The organism is Stappia sp. 28M-7, from assembly GCF_014252955.1.
Lineage (GTDB): Bacteria > Pseudomonadota > Alphaproteobacteria > Rhizobiales > Stappiaceae > Stappia.
The window spans coordinates 1-20,895 of sequence record NZ_JACMIA010000002.1; the positions used below are offsets into that span (position 1 = coordinate 1).

Annotated in this window: 23 protein-coding genes and 1 pseudogene; all 24 read right to left on the minus strand. The window is 63.7% G+C overall.

Features of this window, described 5'->3' with window-relative positions:
• Positions 1-261: 261 nt before the first annotated feature.
• Positions 262-1,056 carry a hydrogenase nickel incorporation protein HypB gene (gene hypB, locus H7H34_RS21360; RefSeq protein WP_371811459.1) on the minus strand — a complete coding sequence of 265 codons (795 nt, stop codon included), beginning with the start codon at positions 1,054-1,056 and terminating at the stop codon, positions 262-264.
• A 44-nt stretch (positions 1,057-1,100) separates the two neighbouring features.
• Positions 1,101-1,343, minus strand: a complete 243-nt coding sequence (locus H7H34_RS21365; RefSeq protein WP_185926647.1) for a hydrogenase maturation nickel metallochaperone HypA/HybF — start codon at positions 1,341-1,343, stop codon at positions 1,101-1,103.
• Positions 1,344-1,405: 62 nt separating this feature from the next.
• The gene (locus H7H34_RS21370; RefSeq protein ID WP_185926648.1) at positions 1,406-1,981 is read right to left on the minus strand and encodes a HupE/UreJ family protein; all 576 of its coding nucleotides are present in this window, start codon (positions 1,979-1,981) and stop codon (positions 1,406-1,408) included.
• A gap of 58 nt (positions 1,982-2,039) precedes the next feature.
• Positions 2,040-3,101 carry a hydrogenase expression/formation protein HypE gene (gene hypE, locus H7H34_RS21375; protein WP_185926649.1) on the minus strand — a complete coding sequence of 354 codons (1,062 nt, stop codon included), beginning with the start codon at positions 3,099-3,101 and terminating at the stop codon, positions 2,040-2,042.
• Positions 3,098-4,237 (minus strand): hydrogenase formation protein HypD, encoded by a 1,140-nt coding sequence (gene hypD, locus H7H34_RS21380; protein WP_185926650.1) that lies wholly within the window; start codon positions 4,235-4,237, stop codon positions 3,098-3,100. Before hypD ends, hypE begins: the two co-directional genes overlap by 4 nt.
• Positions 4,234-4,542 carry a HypC/HybG/HupF family hydrogenase formation chaperone gene (hypC, locus tag H7H34_RS21385; protein ID WP_185926651.1) on the minus strand — a complete coding sequence of 103 codons (309 nt, stop codon included), beginning with the start codon at positions 4,540-4,542 and terminating at the stop codon, positions 4,234-4,236. Before hypC ends, hypD begins: the two co-directional genes overlap by 4 nt.
• Positions 4,511-6,880 carry a carbamoyltransferase HypF gene (gene hypF / locus H7H34_RS21390; protein ID WP_209006417.1) on the minus strand — a complete coding sequence of 790 codons (2,370 nt, stop codon included), beginning with the start codon at positions 6,878-6,880 and terminating at the stop codon, positions 4,511-4,513. Before hypF ends, hypC begins: the two co-directional genes overlap by 32 nt.
• Positions 6,877-7,959, minus strand: a complete 1,083-nt coding sequence (locus tag H7H34_RS21395) for an NHL repeat-containing protein (RefSeq protein ID WP_245165599.1) — start codon at positions 7,957-7,959, stop codon at positions 6,877-6,879. Before H7H34_RS21395 ends, hypF begins: the two co-directional genes overlap by 4 nt.
• 98 nt (positions 7,960-8,057) lie before the next feature.
• On the minus strand, positions 8,058-8,969 hold the full coding sequence (locus H7H34_RS21400) for a NifU family protein (RefSeq protein ID WP_185926653.1): 912 nt from the start codon (positions 8,967-8,969) through the stop codon (positions 8,058-8,060).
• A gap of 14 nt (positions 8,970-8,983) precedes the next feature.
• A complete protein-coding gene (locus tag H7H34_RS21405) occupies positions 8,984-9,196 on the minus strand; it encodes a hypothetical protein (protein ID WP_185926654.1) in 213 nt (70 codons plus the stop codon).
• Positions 9,197-9,204: 8 nt separating this feature from the next.
• Entirely contained in the window at positions 9,205-9,411 is a 207-nt protein-coding gene (locus H7H34_RS21410) for a hypothetical protein (RefSeq protein ID WP_185926655.1), read from the minus strand.
• Positions 9,412-9,429: 18 nt separating this feature from the next.
• Positions 9,430-10,428, minus strand: coding sequence for a tetratricopeptide repeat protein (locus H7H34_RS21415; RefSeq protein WP_185926656.1), 999 nt, complete (start codon positions 10,426-10,428; stop codon positions 9,430-9,432).
• A gap of 111 nt (positions 10,429-10,539) precedes the next feature.
• Positions 10,540-10,875, minus strand: a complete 336-nt coding sequence (locus H7H34_RS21420; RefSeq protein ID WP_185926657.1) for a hypothetical protein — start codon at positions 10,873-10,875, stop codon at positions 10,540-10,542.
• Complete coding sequence (locus tag H7H34_RS21425) at positions 10,872-11,351, minus strand: hydrogenase maturation protease (protein WP_371811460.1); 480 nt, start codon at positions 11,349-11,351, stop codon at positions 10,872-10,874. Before H7H34_RS21425 ends, H7H34_RS21420 begins: the two co-directional genes overlap by 4 nt.
• A gap of 2 nt (positions 11,352-11,353) precedes the next feature.
• Positions 11,354-11,686 carry a hypothetical protein gene (locus H7H34_RS21430; protein ID WP_185926659.1) on the minus strand — a complete coding sequence of 111 codons (333 nt, stop codon included), beginning with the start codon at positions 11,684-11,686 and terminating at the stop codon, positions 11,354-11,356.
• 51 nt (positions 11,687-11,737) lie between these two features.
• Positions 11,738-12,115 (minus strand): hypothetical protein, encoded by a 378-nt coding sequence (locus H7H34_RS21435; protein WP_371811461.1) that lies wholly within the window; start codon positions 12,113-12,115, stop codon positions 11,738-11,740.
• 115 nt (positions 12,116-12,230) lie between these two features.
• On the minus strand, positions 12,231-13,829 hold the full coding sequence (locus H7H34_RS21440) for a nickel-dependent hydrogenase large subunit (protein ID WP_185926660.1): 1,599 nt from the start codon (positions 13,827-13,829) through the stop codon (positions 12,231-12,233).
• A 27-nt stretch (positions 13,830-13,856) separates the two neighbouring features.
• The gene (locus tag H7H34_RS21445; RefSeq protein ID WP_185926661.1) at positions 13,857-14,819 is read right to left on the minus strand and encodes an NADH-quinone oxidoreductase subunit B family protein; all 963 of its coding nucleotides are present in this window, start codon (positions 14,817-14,819) and stop codon (positions 13,857-13,859) included.
• A 259-nt stretch (positions 14,820-15,078) separates the two neighbouring features.
• Positions 15,079-15,297: a hypothetical protein gene (locus tag H7H34_RS21450; RefSeq protein ID WP_185926662.1), complete on the minus strand. Its 219-nt coding sequence runs from the start codon at positions 15,295-15,297 to the stop codon at positions 15,079-15,081.
• 21 nt (positions 15,298-15,318) lie between these two features.
• Complete coding sequence (locus H7H34_RS21455; protein WP_185926663.1) at positions 15,319-16,767, minus strand: sigma-54 dependent transcriptional regulator; 1,449 nt, start codon at positions 16,765-16,767, stop codon at positions 15,319-15,321.
• Positions 16,768-17,371: 604 nt separating this feature from the next.
• Positions 17,372-17,959: pseudogene (locus H7H34_RS21460) on the minus strand (IS5 family transposase); the annotation flags it as partial.
• A gap of 217 nt (positions 17,960-18,176) precedes the next feature.
• Positions 18,177-18,383, minus strand: coding sequence for a hypothetical protein (locus H7H34_RS21465; RefSeq protein WP_185926664.1), 207 nt, complete (start codon positions 18,381-18,383; stop codon positions 18,177-18,179).
• Between the two features lie 165 nt (positions 18,384-18,548).
• The gene (gene istB / locus H7H34_RS21470; protein WP_185926665.1) at positions 18,549-19,358 is read right to left on the minus strand and encodes an IS21-like element helper ATPase IstB; all 810 of its coding nucleotides are present in this window, start codon (positions 19,356-19,358) and stop codon (positions 18,549-18,551) included.
• Positions 19,355-20,869 (minus strand): IS21 family transposase, encoded by a 1,515-nt coding sequence (gene istA / locus H7H34_RS21475; protein WP_185926666.1) that lies wholly within the window; start codon positions 20,867-20,869, stop codon positions 19,355-19,357. Before istA ends, istB begins: the two co-directional genes overlap by 4 nt.
• Between the last annotated feature and the right edge of the window lie 26 nt (positions 20,870-20,895).

Consider the following 20,895-nt stretch of genomic DNA (forward strand, 5'->3'; position numbering starts at 1 on the left):
TCGCAACCCCCGATACCGACATTCGCTCATAGTTCCCGTGTGACGCCTCGCACCAGTCAGCGCCATCGGAAAAGCGTCACGGGCCAGCCGGAATCGGGCGTATGCCTACGTTCTGGTTGTGGGCGGCGGATTGGGTCGAACCGACAATCTCTCGCGTTCGCTGCTTTGGCAGTCCCAGTCCTTAGACGGTCGAAAACAGCGACGCCTCCCGTTACGTGAGATGAGCACTTCTAATTCCCTCGCGCACTGAAGTTCTGCCGATTACGCCTTGAGGAAATCCAGCCATTCCTTGAATCCGGCACCCGTCTTGGCCGACAGCGCGATGGTGCGCGCCGCCGGGTTCACCTCGCTGATGGCGGCGCGGCATTTCTCCTCGTCGAACTCGACATGCGGGGCGAGATCGATCTTGTTGATGAGCACCAGTTCGGCGGCGCGGAACATGTGCGGATATTTGAGCGGTTTGTCCTCGCCCTCAGTGGTCGACACGATCGCCACCTTCATGCGCTCGCCGAGATCGAACATGGCCGGGCAGACGAGATTGCCTACATTCTCGATCAGCATGAGCGAGCCAGGCTCGGGATCGAGCGCGCGCGCCGCCTCTCCAACCATGTCGGCCTCCAGGTGACAGCCCGCGCCGGTATTGATCTGGATGGCCCTCGCGCCGGCATCGCGAATGCGCTCGGCGTCGTTCGCCGTCATCTGATCGCCCTCGATCACGCAGATCTGGCGCTGGCCGTTCATTTCCCTGATGGTGCGTTCTAGCAGGGTCGTCTTGCCCGCACCCGGCGAACTGACCAGGTTGTAGGCGGCAACGCGCCTGCCCTCGAACCAGCCGCGGTTCTGCGCGGCGACGGTGTCGTTCTTGGCGAGGATCGCCGCCTCCAGCAGCACCACCTCGCCGCCCGGTCCGTGCACATGCGGCCGGTCGTCGCCTTCATGATGGTGATGATGATCCTGGTCATGGTCATGATGGTGGTGGCCGTCATGATGATGGCCGGCGTGACCTGGATCGTCGCCACGCAATTGCACCGTCTCGCCGGTCGCGACATTCGTCATCGTGACCGCATTCGCAGGATCTGAACATCCACAGGTTCCGCACATCACGCTTCCTCCCGAAATTCGTATTCCCTTATCTTGAACGTATCGCCCTCGGCTTCGATGAAATCGAGGTCCGCGCCCTCCAGAACCGTCCCGGCGGCGACCATGTCGAAGCAGAAGGTGAGTGCCTGGCGCTCGACGCAGGCATGCGGCCCGACGGCAAGCTGCACCCGTTTCACCGCACGCGCGCCGGCATGTTCGCTGACGATCGCGACGATATTGCGGGTCAGGCCGAGTTCATGCATGGCGGTGCTTCCGGTTCCAGGGCCGGGCGCAACGGAGGTTCTGCTGCGCCCAGCCGGTGTCGTCAGCCTGCCACCAGCGCCACGCCGCCGAGGGCGACGAGACCGCCGGCAACACGGCCGAGACGCGCCACCGCCATGCGTTGGGAGGCAAGGCCGGCAACGATGCCGACCCCGTGAAGCAGGGCGGTGGCGATCAGGAAACCGGCAGCGTATTCGGCCGCGCCAATCCCCGCCGGCATCTCCGCACCATGGGCGATGCCGTGGAAGGCGCCGAACACGGCGGCGAGACCGAAGGCGGCGATAGCCGGCAAGCGCACCATCAGCGCCGCCATGATGCCGAACAGGATGATCGAACCGGCGATCATCGGTTCGACGGCCGGCAGGGTGAAGCCACCCATGCCGGCAATACCGCCAGCGAGCATGCCGCCCATGAAGCCAGCGGGCGCGACCCAGAAGAACTTTGGCGCGACAAGCGCGGCCCACAGCCCGACGGCCACCATCGCCATCAGGTGGTCGGTGCCGGTCAGCGGATGCATCATTCCGGTGACGAAGCCGCTGGCGCCGTGGCCGGTATGGGCTAGAGCGGGCGTCGCCGCCAAGGTGACCGCCAGGGCGACGGGCAATCTGTTGAGTTTCATGGTTCTCTCCCTTTTGAGTGTCATGGTCAGCTCCCTTTCAAGGCCGGCTTGGCCGGTCTCAACAAATGCGGGGAAGCTGTTCGCCGACCAGCATGTCGACGATGCGTCCCCCTCCAAACAATGTCTGCATCACCACCGTGCGCGGGTGCTTGTCGACCGCCTTGCCGATAGTCACGGCATCGCGCCCGGCTGGCGTGGCACGCATGGCGGCGAGCGCCGCCTCGGCCTCCTCCGGCGGCACGAACAGGACAAGCGTGCCTTCGTTTGCGAGGTATAGCGGATCGAGGCCGAGGATCTCGCACACGCCCTTTACCTCGGCGCGCAACGGCAGGGTTGTTTCCTCGATCTCGATGCCGATGCCTGCTGCGTCGGCAATCTCGTTCAGCGCGGAGGCAAGCCCGCCGCGTGTCGCGTCACGCGCGCAGCGCACCGATGGCGCGGCAGCGATGACGGCCTCCATCAGCGCGTTGAGCGACTGGCAATCGGATTCGATTTCCACCGACAGCGCCATGTCGCCGCGCGCCGCCAGGATCGCCGCGCCGTGATCGCCGAGCACGCCGTTGACGATGGCGACATCGCCGGCGCGCACATTGCATGCCGCAAGATCGCGGCCCGCCGGCAGCACGCCGACACCCGACGTGGTGACGAAGAGCTTGTCCGCCGAACCCCTGCCGACCACCTTGGTGTCGCCCGTAACGATACGCACGCCCGCATCGTCGGCTGCCACGCGCATGGAGGCTGCGACCCGCCGCAGCAATGCAACCTCAACGCCTTCCTCGATGATGAAGGCCGCCGACAGCCATAGCGGTTTCGCGCCGCCGACGGCGAGGTCGTTGACCGTCCCGCACACCGCGATCTTGCCGATGTCGCCACCCGGGAACTCGACCGGATCGACCACGAAACTATCGGTGGTAAAGGCGAGGCGGGCACCCTCTTCGCGCATCGCCGCGTCGGTCAGGCGCGCCTGATCCTCCATGTCCGCCGGTTCGAAGACCGAGGTGAACACATCCTCCACCAGATCGCGCATGGCCTTGCCGCCGCCGCCATGGGCGAGCGTGACCGTGTCGGCCTTCAGCCTGCGGGTGGCGCGGACGGCCTCGGGATCGGACTGGTGGTTCATTCCGCTGCCTCAAGCCGCGAGCCGCCATACTGGTAATAGGCAGCGCACGCCCCTTCCGAAGAGACCATCAGTGCACCGAGCGGCGTTTCGGGCAGGCATTCGGCACCGAACTTCGGGCATTGCGGCGGCTTGATGCGGCCGGTCATCACGTCGCCGCAACGGCAGCCTTCCGGTTCCTTGACGAAGCGGCTGGCGGCACCATAGCCGATGCCGAACTTCTGCTCGGCGTCGAAGGCGGCGTATTTGTCGCGAATCTTCAGGCCCGATGCGTCGATCTCGCCAAGGCCGCGCCACTCGAAGCGTTCGCGCTTCTCGTAGACATCGTCGCAGGCGGCGATGCTGGCCGGGTTGCCCTCGTCGGGCACGACACGCGAGTACTGGTTCTCCACCTCGGCGCGCCCGTCGCGGATCTGCTCCAGCACCATCAGCACCGATTGCAGCAGGTCGAGCGGCTCGAAGCCGGCGACCACGATGGGTTTCTTGTAATCGCGCGCGATGAAGTCATAGGGGCGAATACCAATCACCATGGAGACATGGCCCGGCCCTACGAAACCGTCGAGCGTCATGTAGGGGTCGTCGAGCAGCGCCTTGATCGGCGGCGGCACGGTAATGTGGTTGCAGAAGACCGAGAAGTTCGTCAGCCCGTCGGTAGCCGCCTGCTGGATGGTGAAGGCTGTCGACGGCGTGGTCGTCTCGAAGCCGAGGCCGAAGAAGACCACCTCGCGGTCCGGGTTGCGCCGCGCCAGTTCCAATGCGTCGAGCGGCGAATAGACCATGCGGATGTCGCAACCGTCGGCCTTGGCCTGCAGCAGCGATTTTCTGGTGCCCGGCACGCGCATCGCGTCGCCGAATGTACAGAAGATGACGCCGGGCTGCTCGGCGATCTCCACGCATTCGTCCACCCGGCTCATCGGCAGCACGCAGACCGGACAGCCCGGCCCGTGGATGAACTCGATCCCCGGCGGGGTCAGCTTGTCGAGGCCATAGCGGAAGATCGCGTGGGTGTGCCCGCCGCATATCTCCATGATGTGCACCGGCTTTTCCGCCGTCGCACCGATTTCGTTTGTGACCTGCTCGATTTTCGCCAGCAGGCCCTTGGCCGCGACCGGATCGCGGAATTCGTCGGCATATTTCATTGCGCCGCCTCCACCTTCTCGCCGGCGAGCATGGCTTCGGTTGCCCGCATCGCCTCGATCTCCTCTTGCGCCTCACCGAGCTGGCGCAGGATTTCCAGCGTCTTTTTCGCCTCCTCCTCATCGATGCGGCTCATGGCGAAGCCGACATGGACGAGGGTCCACACGCCGACCAGATCCTCCACCGCTTGTCCATCGAGGATGGGGGCGACATTCACCTGGCGCCGGACGCCCGACACGTCGACAAGCGCCAACTTGCGCTCGGCGTCCGATATCTCAACGATCTGTCCTGGAATCCCGAGACACATGGGCTTTCTCCTTTCTGGATAGCGTGGCAAGCGCCACGGTGGCCTGGCCGAGCGACAGCCCGCCATCATTGGCCGGCACTTTCGAATGGCTGATCACGCGCAGGCCCGCGCCTTTCAGGCCATCCTCGACAAGCATGAACAAAGTGGCGTTCTGGAAACAGCCGCCGGAAAGCGCGACCGTGTCGATCTCCGCATCGCTGGCGAGGCGCTTCGCCATGGCGACGATGGCTTTCGCCAGCCCCCGGTGGAAGCGTGCCGACATGGTTCCGACCGGTGTCTTCAAAACGAGGTCGCCGAGCATGGCGCGCCACACGGCGAGCGGCTCGATATAGGGCAGCCCCCTGCCGCCCATCAGCGGGATCGCGAAGGGATAGGCGAGATCGTCGGGCTCGTTCAATGCGTCCGGGTCGAGGGCAGCCTCGAACAGCATCGCCGCCTCGCCTTCGTAGTTCTGCCGCTCCCAGCAAAGCCCGGTCAGCGCCGCCGCCGCGTCGAACAGCCGACCGCAAGACGACGACAGCGGCGCGTTGGTGGCGGAGTGGATCATCGCGTCCAGCGTGGCACGCGGCGCGGCGTCGAGCCTCGGGAAGACGTCGAGATTGCGGAAATTCATGGCGAACTCGGCCCAGCCCATCTCGGCCATGAGATGCGCATAAAGGTTGCGCCACGGCTCGCGCACCGCCGCCGCGCCGCCGGGAAGCGCAACCGGCTTCAGCAGGCCGAGGCGCTTGTAGCCATGATAGGTACAGGCAAGGAACTCGCCGCCCCAGATCGTGCCGTCATCGCCGAGTCCGAGACCGTCCATGGCAATGCCGAGCACCGGGCCAGCGTCGAGCGGCAGGCCACTCTCGGCCATGCAGGCGGCAATGTGGGCGTGATGATGCTGGACCTCGATCACCGGACGCTCGCCGGCCATGTCGTAGCCCCGCTTGGTGGAGAGATATTCGGGATGCCGATCGACCGCGATGGCGGCCGGTTCATGCTCGAAGAGCTGCCGGTAGAGTGCCAGATTGTGCTCGACATCGGCATGGGTCGCGGCGTTTTCCAGATCGCCCATGTGCTGGCTCAGGATCGCCTGCCCGTTCTTGACGAGGCAGAACGTGTTCTTCAACTCCGAGCCGAGCGCCAGCAATTGCATGTCGCTGTCGAAGCCGTCGGGCAGCCGGATCGGTTGGGGCGCATAGCCGCGCGCGCGGCGCAGCAGGCGGGTCTTGCCGGCAACCACGCTTGCCACGCTGTCGTCGATACGGTTGGCGATATCGCGGTCATGGAACAGCGCAAAGTCAGCCACGTCCGACAGCGTATCGCGCACCTGATTGTTGGTGGTGCATTGCGGTTCGCCGGAAATGTTGCCGGACGTCATGACCACCGGCCGCTTCATGCGGCGCAGCATCAGGTGATGCATCGGCGTGTAGGGCAGCATGAAGCCAAGCCGGCCAAGCCCCGGCGCGATGGCGTCGGGCAGCATTCCGGCCTTCGCCTCGAGCAGCACAATGGGCGCCGCCGGCGAGGTCAGCAGCGCTTCTTCGTCCGCGTTCACCTCGGCATAGCGGCGGATGACATCGATATCGCGCGCCATCAGCGCGAACGCCTTGCCGCGCCGTCTCTTCCGCTCCCTCAAGCGGGCGACCACCTCGCCCTTCGTCGCGTCGCAGGCGAGATGGAAACCCCCAAGCCCTTTCACCGCGACGATATGGCCGTTCATGATCGCACCGCCGGCGGCGTCCACATCGTCCATCATTGAGAAGGCCTCGGCATGCACCGCGCCGCCGCCGAGCTTTTCCAGCCAGGCTTTCGGTCCGCAAAGCGCACAGGCTACCGGCTGGGCATGGAAGCGCAGGTCGGCGGGATCGCCGTATTCGGCCGCGCAGGTCTCGCACATGGGAAAGTCGCGCATCGTAGTCAGCGCGCGGTCATAGGGCGCGCCCTGAATGATCGAAAAGCGCGGGCCGCAATTGGTGCAGTTGGTGAACGCATACCAGTAGCGGTGGGCGAGCGGATTGCGCACCTCTTCCAGACAGTCCGGACAGGTCGCAGCGTCGGGCGTGACGTTCACCCGCATGCGCCCGCCCTGCGATTGCACGATGCCGAAACCATCCGGCGCGGGATCGCTGATCGGCGCCCGCTCCAGCGCCTCGATCTCCGCCAGCGCCGGAAGCTCGGCACGCAAACGGTCGACGAAGACGTCGCCTGCTTCGCCCCACAGGCGGATTTCCACGCCGTCGCCGGTGTTGCGCACGTCGCCGGCGAGGCCCATTTCCTGCGCCAGCCGCCAAACGGTCGGCCGGAAACCGACGCCCTGCACCTGCCCACGAATGGTAAGGCGCTCGCCGCTCATCGCGCGACCTCCCACAACAGCACCCGGTTGTTGCCGCTGTCGGCGATGGCGACGAGGCCGCCCAGCACGCTCAAACCATAGGGCCAGCACAGGCTGTCGCGCGTCGCAACGCCCCAGCGATTGTCGCCCTTGGCCGCGAAATCCGGTTGGCCGGTCAGCGCATCCGCCGCCGACCCGGTTTCCGGATCGCACCATCCGACCAGCCGCGAATTCGCCGTGTCGCCGACGATCAGCTGCCCGCCATGGCAGGCGAGCGCATAAGGCATGTTCAGCGTCCGGTTCGACGGATAATAGGCCGCGCCGTTGTGATCGCAGGCGGCAAAATCCGCTTGCCCGAGAACGGCGTCGCACGGTGCGCCGTTCGCCGCGGGGAACCCGTTCCAGATCGTGATGCGGTTGTTGCCAGCATCGGCGACGGCGAGGCGGCCCAGCCACGAGGCGATCTGATGCGGCCAGCGCATCGACATCGCCGACACCGCGCCGCCGGCATTCTCGTCGCGGTTCGTGAAGTCGGCCTGCCCGAGCACCAGGTCAGCGCCCTGTCCGCTTTCGCGCACATCGTTCCAGACCAGCAGACGGCGGTTGCCGGTGTCGCAGACCACCAGCCTGCCGTCGATCGCGGCCACGCCATAGGGCCAGTGCAGCGTCGTCGCCGTGGGCCGATCGGCACCTTCATTGGCCAGTACCGAGGCGAAATCCTTCTGGCCGAGCACAATGTCGGCCGGCTGGTTGTTTTCGGTCGGGGTCTCCAACCAGATCAGCACGCGGTGGTTCCAGGCGTCCGCGACGGCGAGCCCGTCGCGGAAAGCGCAGATGCCGGTCGGCACGTTAACGCTCGTCGCGCCGGGTTCCGCCTTACCGTTGCGCCCCTCTGCCTCAAATGTCGGCTGGCCGATCAATATATCAGCCGGCGCATTGTCCTCCACCGGCACCGCGCGCCAGCCGAGCAGGCGGTGATGGCCGGTATCGGCGACCCACAGCGAGCCGTCGGCGTGCAGGCACGCGCCGCGCGGGCCGAACAGGGTCGATGCATCGGGACGGATGGAAACGGCGAAATCGTCCGGGCGCCAGCCGAGCACGGTGCGTGGTCCATCCGTGGCGAGTAGCGGACGCCCCTCGACCGCCGACCCCGGCGCCTTGATCGGCGCGAAGCTGGAGGCATGGGCGAGCGAGGCTCTCATGACGTCAACTGCACTTCGATACGGTCGCCGACCACGCGCACTCCATGCGGCTGAAGCTGCACTTCCGGCGCGGTCAGGCATTCGCCGCTTTCCAGCGAATATTCGAAACCGTGATAGGGACAGGTGATGCGGCCATCGGCGATGTCGCCGCCGTCCATGGCCATGCCCATATGGGCGCAGGCATTCTCGAAGATGGTGACACGGTCGGCAAAGCGCGTGACGAGCAGCGAATGCCCCCCCGCGTCCAGAACCTTCGTCTCGTCCTCGGCGAGATCACCGAGCTTGGCGACGAAACTCCAGCTATCGCTCTTGTAACTGGCGAATGGCGAGGTGAAATGCACGGTGCCCGCGTCTCCGCCGCCGCCGAGCCCCCTTACCTGCCGAATCTCCTCGATCTCCGGCACATTGTCCTGGATGGCCTTCTTGACGCCAGCATAGAAAGTGAGCTGCGAGGCCGGGCAGCCGTCACATGCGCCGAGGAACCGCACCTCGCATGCCGGCGGCTCGACGGAGACGAGTTCCACGTCGCCGCCATGGCTGTCCAGCATAGGGCGAATGGTTTCAAGCGCTGCCTCGACCCGCTCGAACAGGCTCGGCTTGAGGATGCCGTGGCGGCGCAGCACGGCGTAAACCAGCTCGTCCGTCGCCGCTTCCCGGAGTGCCGGGCCGAGCGCTGGATGGCCTTTCAACTGGCGGATCAGGCGCCTGAAGCCTTCCGCGTTCAGTTGCTCGACGGCCTTGACGCGCGCATTGGCGGCGTTGCGTTGCTCGTCCGGCCAGTGTTCGGCCAGCGCTTCGAGAGCGGCAATGTCGGACAGCAGCGCGGCAAGGTTCCGCTCCTCGGCCTCCGCCGCGCCGGGCGGAGCGGAGATCGGGGCGGCATTCGCGACGCCTTTCTGGTCGGACATTTCGTTCATGGCGGTCAGACGTATTTGAGGTCCTTGAAGAGCACCGGCTGGGCAAGGCCCGAGACGGCTCCGCCGGCGAGTGCAGCGGCCCAGACGGGCAGGAACTGGCCGGCGATGACGATGACGATGGCCCCTAGCCCGGCGCCGAGCGCCAGCTTGCCCATCATCCTGGAATTGTCCTGGAAGAGCTTGCCCTGGAAGAACAGTTTCGCGGAATTCATGGCCATGCCGAGCATCAAAAGCCCCCCTTCACAACAGTGAGCAGGACGAGGCCCGCCACGACGCCGATAGAGCCGGCGAGGAAGCCGTAGAGCCCGCCCATATAGGCGGCGAGGTCCGCGCCAAGCGCCTCCGCGCCGATCTTCATGCCCGACAGGGCTCCGCCGGCAATGGCCGCGGCTATGCCGACCACGAGCGCGATGATGAGAGTGATGATGTCCATGTTTCCCTTTCCTTGATTTTAGTGGGCGCCATTGGCCTTCAAGGGCACTGATGGCAGGTCCTCTTCGAGTTCCCGCAAGGCCTCGCCAACCGCTTCGGCCTTCTGCAAATCGCCCAGTTGGCGAAAGATGTCCCGCGCCTCACCATAGAGCGTCCAGGCAGCGGACAGATTGCGCGGATTTCCCTTGTCAGGCTCTTCCGGGTCGTCCGGCAGGTTGGCGAGGCAGTTGGCCTTGTTGGCGATGGTGTTGGCGTATTCGCCCGGTGCATTGCGGCGTTCGCGCACCTTCAGCGCCTCGTCATAGGCGTCCAGCGCGCGAAAGCCGTTCTCCACCCTGTGGCTCGACGAGACGTATTGCAGCGCGTTGCCGAGATTGTTCTGCAGCATGGCGTATTCGCTCGGATGGTCGATGAGAGTGACCACCGAAAGGCCTTCCTCGAATGCCTGGACGGCGAGCGCCTCGCGCATCTTCGCTTTCTCGTCGGTAAACGGAATGGACAGGAAGGCCGTCGCGAGATTGTTTTGCAGGATCGCGAATTCCTTGGGATGAGCTTTCTTGTCGAAGGTCCGAAGCGCGCGCTGGTAGGCGCTGATGGAATCCTGGATGCGCGCCTTGTGGAAGGGGGCGAGGTTCTGCAGCACCAGCCCGAGGTTCATCTCCGCCTCGGCGATCTCCTCATCGCTTCCTTCCGCCGTGAGTGTGCCGAGCGCGGTTTCCAGTTCATCGCGCGCACGCTCCAGCGGCAGCGTGTCCTCGCTCGGAATGATCATCAGCGCCGTCGCCATGCGGGCGCGGATGCGCGCCGAAAGCAACGGCAGGTCTTTCACCTCGAGGCCGAGCGCCGTCTCGTAGAGCGTGACGGCGGCCTCGATGTCGGAGGCTTCCTTCGGCTTCTGCTGCAGGCTCATGGCGATCTCCATGAGCATCTCGGCCTTCTCGACGGGCGTGCCCTGCGCCTCCTCGACCATGCGCATGGCGACGTCGACCTGCTCTGGTGTGCGGCTGCGCACGGTCATCGGTATCCTCCCGTTTCGGCGGGCTCCCAACCCGCCTGACAAAATGAAAGCAAAGTTCGCATAAAATGTCTAGATACATTATAAACTGCAAACTTACTTTACAAATAAGGCTCAAATAGAGCCATTTTTCTTCTGAAAATCCGGATACTCAGGAAGCGGAACGACCAGGGCGCCCTGCTCGCTCGACCACGATGCCGGCAGGTCCAGCGCCTGCCATGCAAGCAGATCGTTGGCCTCGAAAACGTCCGGCGCGCTTGCGACCCGGTCGCCGGCGGCATTGCGCATCTTCAGCAGGCATCCCCCGGCGGCCATCTGGTGGACCGGCAGAATGTTCACCGCACCGTCGCGAATGAGGACGATCACCGCCTCAATGCCGCGGAAGTAGGTTTCGACGACGGACGCCGACAGATAGACCGAGCCGTTCCTGACAGCGACGGTAGCGCTCATGATGCCGTCGCCGGTTTGGGCGCGACCAGTGATGCGATCTGCTCCGCCAGCCGGTTCGCCGCCGCCTCCACGGCTGGCGAAAGACCGAGGCCGAGCGCCAGGCTCTCGGCTTCGACGAGGAAGACCGAAACGTCGCCCGGAAACGCCGCGCCATAGATCATGCGCCCGGCATAGAGCGCGTTCTCCCAGCGGAAATCGTGGAGGTTCAGGCTGTGCTGCGGCGGTGCCTGCAGGATGTCGCCCGGCACCCGGTAGATCGCGCCTGGATTGCCTTCGGGAACCTTCGCATCGACGATGATCAGCCGTTCCACGCCGCGCGCCTGGTACATGACGGCCATGCCATCCGTGCCCGCGTCGAAGACGGCGACGCCCGGCGGCAGATTCACATCGCGCAGTCTGGCGGCAACCGCCGGCCCCAGCCCGTCGTCTGAGCGGTTTGGGTTGCCGCAGCCGATAATCGCGGTGCGAACCGCCACGCTCATATCCGCCACAGCCTGCACGACCATTGCGGCTCGACGGGAAGCATGAGCTCCGGCAGGGCGCAGAAGCGGCGATGCATGAGATAGTACATGCAGGTCTCGCATGGCTGCTCGAGGTCGTCGGCCTCCACGGTGTAATCGGTGAACCCGGCGATCACGAGCTTTTGGGTCAGGTCGTCACCCGCATCCTTTTGCAGGCGCGCCACGATCTCGTTCACCATCTGCGATGTCTCAGCACGCGGCCAGACTTCCGTCTCTAGCCCGCCCGCCAGCATCGCGCCGATGTCCTCGCGCAACCTGTCGTCCTGCGCGCTCGATGCCTGATCGTCCATGTCGCTTCCTCCCTGGCAAACACACTTGATCGGCCGCAAATCAGAGAGTGTCTAAATCCTCCACAAACGGCACCACCAGTCGGGCTCCGCCGGCAGGTCGAGCTCCGGCAGGTCGCACCAGCGTTTGTGGACGAGGTAGTACATGCACTCCTGACAGCGCATTTCCTCTTCCCCATAGGGCTCCAGCAACCAGCCCGATTCGATCAGCTTGGCGCGCAGTTCGTTCTTCCCCATGGCCCGCAGATCGTCGAGAATGCGCCCGAATTCCCTGTCGGTCTCGGGAAATGGCTCAACCTTGGTTTCCAGTCCCTCCTCGAAGAGGTCCTTGATCATCTCGAGAAGCGTCGCATGGTCGGCCTTTTCCGGGGTCACCCCATAGCGCGCTAAAAAATCGGCTTCGGATCTGCCCACGCCGGGTTGTTCAACCATATCCAATTCACTTCCTTCCCGACTGGCGGCGACTCGGTCGGGCGCACGCCATCCGATCTTACCGGCGCGGGTCGCAGGATTGAACCTCGCGCCCGCGCCGTCGATAGTGTTTCGGTCAGGATGTCCTGAAGCGGGCGAGTTCCTCGCCGGACTTCGCATCGTGGGCGTGCACCGTGCAGACCAGGCAACTGTCATAGGACCGGCACACATGGCCGACCTCGACAGGGTCCTTCGGATTGGCGATCGGGGTGCCGATCAGCGCCTCCTCGATCGGGCCGCGTTCGCCGTCGGCCGCCCTCGGTCCGACGTTCCATGTGGTCGGCGCGATGATCTGGTAGTTCTTGATCTTGCCGCCCTCCACGTCGATCCAGTGGCACAGCGCACCGCGGATCGCCTCGGTCGCACCCCATCCCCGGCCATCCTTCTCGGTCGGCTTGATGTACCACTCCTCATTGAGCTTCATCTCGCGCAGGTTGCGCTCGGCTTCGCGGTAGAGGATGCACAGTTCGTGCATGCGCGCGAAATGGCGCAGCAGGATCGAGGCACCGCCCATCTTGCGGTACATGTCGAGCACCAGACCGTCGGAGTGCTGGAAGTCCTGGCCGGGACCGCCCGCGACCAGACGCCTTGCGAGCGGACCGGCCTCCAGGCGGCCGTTTTCCTCGTGGCGCACGGCCGTGCACCAGGAATACTTGCCGTCCGGGTCGATGTCGTTCTTCGACACCGGCGTGGTGGTCCGGTCGAAGGGATGCAGCGAATTGCCTTCGTCATACCAGGCGTGCTGCATGTCCTCGCGGGTGTGGATCTGGTCCATCAGCTTGAAGCTGTCGGACGCACCGTCGTAAACACCCGATTTCATGATCACCGCGTCATTGCGCCCTGCAATGGTCGGCTTCTGGTAGCGGTCCTCATGCGGCAGGTAGCCCCAGGTCACGAACTTGCCGTGGCCCTTGCCATAGTTCTGCAGGCCGATATCCATGCCCATGCGCCAGTAGAGACCAAGGTCGGAATTGGCGTGTTCGGGTCGCTCGTCGAGCCATTCGAGGAACTGGTCGTAGGTCTGAATCTCCTCGTAGCGCTCCATCGAACAGCCGAGCCACAGCGGCTCGATCCAGTTGCGGCGGAAATGCTCCAGGATCGACCAGGCGCGGGTCACGTCGGTCAGCGTCGGCGCGCACATCACACCGCCCGGAACCATGTAGGAGGAGTGCGGCCACTGGCCGCCGAGCAATGCGTAGATCTCGACCGGACGGCCAGAGATGGTCACGCCGGCCTCGTAGCTGGTCCCGGTAAACGGCGAATAGCGCTTCACCGCCTCCTCGTAGAACTGACTGCCCGAATAGTTCTTGTTGGTCGCGTCGATCATGAACAGGCCGTAGTGATGGCGCGGGAGCGACTGCATCGATTCCACGATCTGTCCGAGATTGCGGGCGATGATCGCATTGCGCGGCACCGTCGTACCCCAGGCGGTGTCAAGCGCCCAGGCGGCGCAGGTGAGGTGCGAGGCGCCGCATATGCCGCAGGCGCGCGGCGTGACGACGAGACCCGCCTGCGGGTCCTTGTCTTTGAGGATCACTTCGAAACCGCGGAACATCTCCGCGTTCGTCCATGCGTTGACGACGACGCCGTTCTCGATGTCGACGCGGACGTCGAGGTCGCCCTCCACGCGGCCGACCGGTGAGATATCGAGTGTCTGAACTGCTGCTTGTGACATGTTATTTCTCCAAAAATCCGACTTGTCTCAGACCACGAAGATGTCTTCTTCGGCCCAGGCGGGCGCGGCCCCCTTGGCGGCGGCGGTCAGCTTGACGTAGCCCTTCTTGTCGACGCCTTCCGGCAGGTCCTTCGGCACGCCCATGACGGTTTGGGTCTTGAAGACCGTGCCTGGCGCGAGGTCAAAGAACGGGAACTCCGGCTCGGTGCAGCCGAGACACGGCATGCCGGCGCGGGTCTTGGAGGAGACGCGGTTCCAAAGGATGCGGTTGCACGGGCTGTGGGTCATGGGACCGCGGCAACCAAGATCGTAGAACAGGCAGCCCTTGCGCTGGCCGAACGCCGTGGTCGAGACCTTGTAGGCGAAGTGCATGTTGCGCGTGCAGCCGGTCTGGGTGAACGACGAGAAGAACGTCTTGGGGCGCTGGAACTCGTCGAGCGTGAGATCGCCCGCCCGGCCGGTGGCCACCGCCACGAGAATCTGCGTCACCCAGTCGGGATGCGCGGGGCAGCCGGGAATGTTGATCACCGGCAGACCGGCCTTCGACACGAAGCCGCCGCCGAGCGCGCCGCCCTTGGCGCGTTTCAGGAACTGAAGGCCCTGGCTTTCCGACGGGTTCGGCGCGGTCGCCGGAATGCCGCCCCAGGTGGCGCAATCGCCGATGGCGACCACAAACTGCGCGGCGGCGGCAAGCTTCTGGACCCAGTTCTTCATCGGCTCGCCGCAGAAGCGGTTCCACTCGCCAGTGCCGTTGGGCGCGTTGATGACCGTTCCTTCAAAAACGAAAATATCGAGCTGGATTTCGCCCGATATACATTTCTCCAGAATCGCCTTCACGTCGTCACCCAGTTCCAGGCCGAGTGACGGCTGCCAAAGAACGTTGATGCCAAAATCCGTCACCAGATCGCAGGCACTTGGTTCTTCCGCATTGAGAAAGGACATGGTGTTGCCGGAACAGGCACCACCTTGCAGCCACAGCAAGTTGGCCATTGAGCTCCTCCCGAGTTCTTATCCGGCACCGCGCGGCCGGATTTCATTACACGGCGCGATTCTGCGCCCACCACCTCTGCAGCAATATGCGTGCCAGTTTTGCGTTTTTCACAATTATTATTGAAAAACAAAGGGCTAGCAGGAATCCCCGGAAGCCGCACCGCGGATATACCAGTGCAAACGAAATTTACTTTGCAGCGAATTTGCAAAGTAGGTTAGCAGGCGGCTTGTAATGGATGGGTATAGCTGCGGAAGCTTGTCAGCCGTGCCTGTTGCCGCATTTCGGGCATTCGGCTTCCAGGAAGTAGGAATACCATATCCCCTGGCAGTAGCTGCACCAGTGGCCTCGCGCGCTGCGCCCGGACGAGCCGACCTGCTGCGAGAGCTTGCTGAGGCCGAGATCGTTGATCGGCCCGCTCGATTTCATGCGCACGCGCGTTTGCGGAAAACGCAGGATCTCAGCCTTTTCGTCATCCATGGGATCGGCCCCGGCTCTGTCTTATGCGACATCCTGCAGGTTATACCGCTTGATCTTGTTGGCAAGTCCGACGCGCGACAGCCCGAGTTCGTCGGCTGCCTTGCTCTGGTTCCAGCGGTGGCGGGTAAGCGTTTCCATCACCACCCGTTTTTCAAGCGACTCAACCATTTCCTTGAGCGTATCACCCTCGATCGCGTAAGCGCCGTCGCCGGCGGGCGGCTCCACGCTGACATCGGCGATGTTGCGCGGCAGATGCCGCCGGGAAATATAACCGCCCTGCTCGGCAAGCGCGACCATGCGGCGGATTTCCGCCTCGAGTTCGCGCACATTGCCGGGGAACTGGTAAGCTCTCAGCTTGGCGATCACATCCTTGGTAACACCGACCACGCGCCGGCCGACCACGCCTGCATATTTCTCGATGAAGAAATCGGTCAGCACCGGGATATCTTCGGGCCGTTCGCGCAGCGCTGGAATATGCAGTTCGAACCCTTTGAGTCGGTAGTAAAGGTCGCGGCGGAATTCGCCCTTCTCGACCAATTCGGCGAGCGGCCTGTTATAGGCCGCCAGCACCCGCACATTGGCATGATACATCTTGTCGGACCCGAGCGGCTTGACCTCACCTTCCTGAAGGAACCGCAGCAGGCTGACCTGAAAGCTCGGCGATATCTCCGTCAGTTCGTCCAGGAACACGGTGCCTCCGTCGGCGGCGCGGAACAGGCCGAGACGATCGGCCACCGCGCCCGTGAAAGCGCCGCGCACATGGCCGAACAGTTCCGAATGCAGCATGTCCTGGGACATGCCGCCACAGTTCTGGACGTAGAGCGGCGTATCCATGCGACCGGAATTATAGTGGATCGCGCGGGCGAGAAGCTCCTTGCCGGTTCCCGTCTCGCCGAATATCAGCACTGGCAGATCGGTTGCCGCGGCCTGCTTCGCCTCCGCCACCAGTTCCGCCATGGCGGGACTGACATAGACCAGACGCTCGAATTGGGAGACCCCGCCCTTGAGCGAACTCTGCTCGGCCTCGTCGAAGATGTTGTCGTCGACGGAAATCTTCAGTTCGCGCGACAGCACCCGGTGACGTCGCGACAGTTCGTTGAGTTCGAGCGCTCGCTTGGCCGTCAGTTCGACCTGCTCGCAAAACACCGGCTTGAGAACGAACAGGAAAGCCGCCGCGTTACGCGCCACCTGCGCTGCAAGGGCGTGGGCGTCTTGCGCACCCAGCACGATGCGCGCAACCTGCGGATGCGACAGCCGCGCGCTGGTGACGAGATTATTAGCGGCATCCGTGCCGGCCGGAACGTCATAGATCAGCAGGTGAACCTGCATGGAATCGAGCCGGCGCGCCGCCTCCTTATCGTCGGCGCACACGACAACGCGATAATCCTCTGACTTCGCGAGACCCTGTTGGCATTGGGCGATCAGGGCCTCGTCCGCCGACACGACAATGACGGTATGCTCGGTGGTCATGTTTCCTCCCGCATGGACCGACCGGAATTATGGAGACGGTATCTCTCAGGTCAAGCACAGAAGAAAGCTTTGTTTGCAGATAGAAAACTTGATTATCCATCGCATTGCAGCGTTATTGAACCCCACGACGAGGCGAACTGAGCCATTCGATGCCTGTCCATGATCTCGACATCTGACATAGCTTTTTATGTAGTTGGTTGCGGGGTATACGACCCCCGATTTGAGCCTACGAACTTAAGCCATTGATACTATTGAGTTAGCAAATTTGCTATTTTTACGGCCAAAACAAAACCCCGCTAACCGATTGGTTTAGCGGGGTTTTTGTTGTCCAAATTGGTTGCGGGGGCAGGATCTAATCTTCACTTGCTGCCCGAGCAAGTAAAGATGGTTGCGGGGACCGGCATCGATCACAACTTGCAATCGACGCCGGTAAAGATGGTTGCGGGAGGGCGCTCAAATCTCAACTTGCAAACGAAAGACGGCCACCCGGTGGGGGCGGCCGATCTTCGTGAACTTGCATCGCAAGTTGAGATGGTTGCGGGGGCTCGCTCTGCTCTCAAATTGCTTTTCCGAGCGGCAGCCTAGGGTCTGGACTCATTGAGTTTCAAAGCCAGTAGATGACGATGGCCGCAAGAGCGATAGCTGACAGGAAGACCTTTGGGCACCTGTCGTAACGTGTCGCCACACGCCGCCAGTCTTTGAGCCTGCCAAACATGATCTCGATGCGGTTGCGCCGTTTATAGCGACGCTTGTCGTATTTCACCGGTTTCGTCCGCTGTTTCCGGCCAGGGATGCAGGCGCGTATCCCTTTGTCTTTCAATGCTTCTCGGAACCAATCGGCGTCATATCCTCGATCTCCGAGGAGCCATTCCACCTTTGGCAAACTGCTCACCAAAGCACGAGCACCGATGTAATCGCTGACCTGACCGGCGGTGACGAAGAGGTTGAGCGGTCGGCCCTGGCTGTCGCAGATGGCGTGCAGTTTGGTATTCATGCCGCCTTTGGTTCGACCGATCAGGCGTCCACGCCCCCCCTTTTTCACCGCAAGGCTGGACGCCGTGCGATGGGCTTTGAGATAGGTCGCGTCGATCATGACCGTCTTCTCTTCACCATGATCAGCGGCCAGACCAGCCATAATCCGAGCGAAGATTCCCCTATCGCTCCACCGTTTCCAACGGTTGTAGAGCGTTCTCTGATTGCGGCCTTGTCAAGCGTGGGAAGTTGATGTCCGTCCGGGGTCATGGTTCTCTCCGAGGTCGCATTGAGCGCCTCATGATGGTTTTCGGCGGCGGATCGTCTCCAATGTCTTGTGCGGGGTGTGGCTCTGGCCATCCCATGCTCTACAGCGAGATCGATCAACCTCCGTCCCGTCGGGACTGCGCTCCCCGCGTCAGACGCGAGAACTCAGATCAGGCGGTGGCCTCCTTTGTCCATTGATAGTCAGTTCCATTTTTCCAGAGCGTCAGCATAAGCACTGCGATTTTGCGAGCCGTCACGACGGCCGCCTTGCGGAAGCCACGCCGTCCCGCCAGTCGTACAGCCCAGCTTTTCAGCCGCGAGAAACGTTTCACCTGATGGATCACGGATGACGCCGCCTCGAACAGTAGCCCGCGCATCGCACCGTCACCGCATTTCGAAACGCGCCCCGACCAATGTAGCGCGACAATCTGGATGAGAGTAGCGCGTCAATCAGGATGAGAATCCTTGGTCGCGACAGCAGCGAGGATGGCGGGTTTGTCTGTCGCGGGCAAGGGGCTTGTCGCAGTGATTGTCGCGGAGCGTCAATCTGCATTCATGTCCGCCGGCGACGCCTTCCGCGGAGGCCGCCCGGGACCTTTGGCCTTTTCCGCGGCCTTGCGGCGGTAGCTCTCGACATTCATCTCGAAGATGGTGGCGTGGTGCACCAGCCGGTCGACAGCGGCGAGCGTCATGGCCGGATCTGGGAAGATCGTGTTCCATGCGCCGAAGGGCTGGTTTGCCGTGATCAGCATGGAGCGGCGTTCGTATCTCGCGCTGATCAGTTCGAACAGCACGCTGGTCTCGGCCTGATCCATGGTGACGTAGGTGATGTCGTCGAGGATCAGCAGGTGGAACTTGTCGAGCTTGGCGATCGCGCTTTCGAGTGCGAGATCGCGGCGCGCCTGCTGGAGCTTCTGGACCAGATCGGTGGTGCGGGTGAAGAGGACGCGGTAGCCCTTCTCGATCAGCGCCAGCCCGATGGCGGAACCGAGATGCGACTTGCCCACGCCCGGCGGGCCGAACAGCAGGATATTGGCGCCCTTCCCGATCCAGCTGTCGCCGGCGGTGATGGCACCGACATGGGCCCTGGACAGCATGGGAACGGCGGCAAAGTCGAAGGTCTCGAGGGTTTTTCCGGGCAACAGGCGGGCCTGAGAAAGATGGCGCTCGATGCGGCGGCGATCGCGTTCGGCCAGTTCGTGTTCTACCAGGGCGCTGAGCAGCCGTGCGGCGGACCAGCCTTCCTTGTCCGCCTGTTCGGCGAAACGCGGCCAGAGCGCCTTGATGGCGGGCAGGCGAAGCTCGTTCAGAGCCAGGGTGAGGCGTGCGGTATCGATCTCGGATGATGTCATGCCGCAGCCTCCTCACCGGCATTTTCCAGCAGCCGGTCGTAGGATGACAAATCGGCCAGCTGCACCTCGACCCCGGGCAGACTGTCGGGCGACGGGGCGAAGAGAGCGCGCAGGGCTGTCATATCGGGCAGACGGTGCTGGCTGATATCCTCCTCGAGTTGGGCGGCCAGTTCGGCCTCGCAGCCCCGGTCATGGGCCAGCGCCAGAAGATCGACCGTCATCCGGCAGGCCGCCTTTGCGTCGGTCTGCTCGAGCAGGAATGCGAAGATCTCGCTGAAAGCCCGCCGCGGGAACAGTTGGTCCCGGTAGACCAGCCCCATCAGCGCCATCGGTTTCTTGCGCAGGGAACTGATGACATGGCGGTAATTGACCACGTGCCCGTGGCTGCCGGTACTCGAGGCCCGGCCGCGCGGCAGCGTCAGCAGCGCGGTGGCGCCGAGGAACAGCTCCAGCCGGTCATCGTAGAGCCGAACCCGGAGGCGATGCCCGATCAGCCGGGACGGCACGGTGTAGAAGACCTTGCGCAGGATGAAGCCACCCGAAGAGGTGACGCGCACAGTGATCTCCTCGTAATCCGTCGTCCGCCGGGCGGGCAAGGGTCTGAGGCTGGCACGTTCCATGTCGATGCGCTTGGCATTGCGGGCGTTGATCCGGCCCACGATCTCGTCGATGAATCGGCGATAGGCCGTCAGATCCTCGAAGTCGCGCGACCCGCGCATGACCAGCGCATCCTCAATGGCGCGCTTGAGATGACCGTGAGGGCCCTCGACGGAACCGTTCTCATGCGCGATGCCCTTGGTATTGCGCGTGGGTGTCATGCCGTAATGGCGGCACAGCGCGTCGACGCGGTCGGTGAGGTCGGCTTGGGCGGATTTGTCGAGGTTCTTGAACGCGGCCGAGAGGCTGTCGGTCGTGTGCTCCTGCGGCACGCCCCCGAGCGCCCAGAGGGCGTTTTGCAAGCCTTCGGCCAGTGCCACATAGCTTTCGCCGCCCAGCACGACATGGGCGTGCTCGAAGCCGGAATAAGCCAGCCGGAAGTGATACAGCCGGTGGTCCAGCTGCTCGCCGGCAACGGTCACGCCGAGTTTGCCCATGGCGGTGAAGTCCGACAGGCCCATCTTGCCCGGCACATGGACCTGCCGGAAGATCACTTCCCGGTCGGGGCCATGCTCGGCGCGCCAGGCGCGTATCCGCCGCTCCAGCGTACGCCGGATGCCGATGCCCAGCTCGGGATGCCGGCGCAGAAGTTCCTCGTAAACCGCAACTGGACGGATACCCGGCGAAGATTGCAGCAGGGGGACGACCTCCGTGTCGAAAATATCGGCCAGCGGGTCGGGACGACGTCGGCCGCGCGGGATCTTCTTCTGTGAGGGAAGGGTCGGGTTGGATTGCAGCCGATAGCCGGTCGCCTGGCTGATCCCGGCCTTCGCGGCGGCCGCGGGCACGGAATGGGAATGTCTGCGCGTCATGAAGAGCCTCATCTGTTGGTCGGTGACATGACGGCCCGGCATGAACGATCTCCCGAATCGGAAAAATC

Excerpts from the sequence above, each read along its gene's own strand:
- H7H34_RS21370 (WP_185926648.1), bottom strand. The coding sequence starts at position 1,981 with ATGAAACTCAACAGATTGCCCGTCGCCCTGGCGGTCACCTTGGCGGCG.
- istB (WP_185926665.1), bottom strand. The coding sequence starts at position 19,358 with ATGACATCATCCGAGATCGATACCGCACGCCTCACCCTGGCTCTGAAC.
- H7H34_RS21440 (WP_185926660.1), bottom strand. The coding sequence starts at position 13,829 with ATGTCACAAGCAGCAGTTCAGACACTCGATATCTCACCGGTCGGCCGC.
- H7H34_RS21415 (WP_185926656.1), bottom strand. The coding sequence starts at position 10,428 with ATGACCGTGCGCAGCCGCACACCAGAGCAGGTCGACGTCGCCATGCGC.
- H7H34_RS21365 (WP_185926647.1), bottom strand. The coding sequence starts at position 1,343 with ATGCATGAACTCGGCCTGACCCGCAATATCGTCGCGATCGTCAGCGAA.
- H7H34_RS21455 (WP_185926663.1), bottom strand. The coding sequence starts at position 16,767 with ATGACCACCGAGCATACCGTCATTGTCGTGTCGGCGGACGAGGCCCTG.
- H7H34_RS21445 (WP_185926661.1), bottom strand. The coding sequence starts at position 14,819 with ATGGCCAACTTGCTGTGGCTGCAAGGTGGTGCCTGTTCCGGCAACACC.
- H7H34_RS21465 (WP_185926664.1), bottom strand. The coding sequence starts at position 18,383 with ATGCGCGGGCTACTGTTCGAGGCGGCGTCATCCGTGATCCATCAGGTG.
- H7H34_RS21400 (WP_185926653.1), bottom strand. The coding sequence starts at position 8,969 with ATGTCCGACCAGAAAGGCGTCGCGAATGCCGCCCCGATCTCCGCTCCG.
- hypB (WP_371811459.1), bottom strand. The coding sequence starts at position 1,056 with ATGACGAATGTCGCGACCGGCGAGACGGTGCAATTGCGTGGCGACGAT.
- H7H34_RS21405 (WP_185926654.1), bottom strand. The coding sequence starts at position 9,196 with ATGGCCATGAATTCCGCGAAACTGTTCTTCCAGGGCAAGCTCTTCCAG.
- H7H34_RS21430 (WP_185926659.1), bottom strand. The coding sequence starts at position 11,686 with ATGGACGATCAGGCATCGAGCGCGCAGGACGACAGGTTGCGCGAGGAC.
- H7H34_RS21435 (WP_371811461.1), bottom strand. The coding sequence starts at position 12,115 with ATGGTTGAACAACCCGGCGTGGGCAGATCCGAAGCCGATTTTTTAGCG.
- H7H34_RS21450 (WP_185926662.1), bottom strand. The coding sequence starts at position 15,297 with ATGGATGACGAAAAGGCTGAGATCCTGCGTTTTCCGCAAACGCGCGTG.
- hypF (WP_209006417.1), bottom strand. The coding sequence starts at position 6,880 with ATGAGCGGCGAGCGCCTTACCATTCGTGGGCAGGTGCAGGGCGTCGGT.
- hypC (WP_185926651.1), bottom strand. The coding sequence starts at position 4,542 with ATGTGTCTCGGGATTCCAGGACAGATCGTTGAGATATCGGACGCCGAG.
- H7H34_RS21420 (WP_185926657.1), bottom strand. The coding sequence starts at position 10,875 with ATGAGCGCTACCGTCGCTGTCAGGAACGGCTCGGTCTATCTGTCGGCG.
- istA (WP_185926666.1), bottom strand. The coding sequence starts at position 20,869 with ATGCCGGGCCGTCATGTCACCGACCAACAGATGAGGCTCTTCATGACG.
- hypD (WP_185926650.1), bottom strand. The coding sequence starts at position 4,237 with ATGAAATATGCCGACGAATTCCGCGATCCGGTCGCGGCCAAGGGCCTG.
- hypE (WP_185926649.1), bottom strand. The coding sequence starts at position 3,101 with ATGAACCACCAGTCCGATCCCGAGGCCGTCCGCGCCACCCGCAGGCTG.
- H7H34_RS21410 (WP_185926655.1), bottom strand. The coding sequence starts at position 9,411 with ATGGACATCATCACTCTCATCATCGCGCTCGTGGTCGGCATAGCCGCG.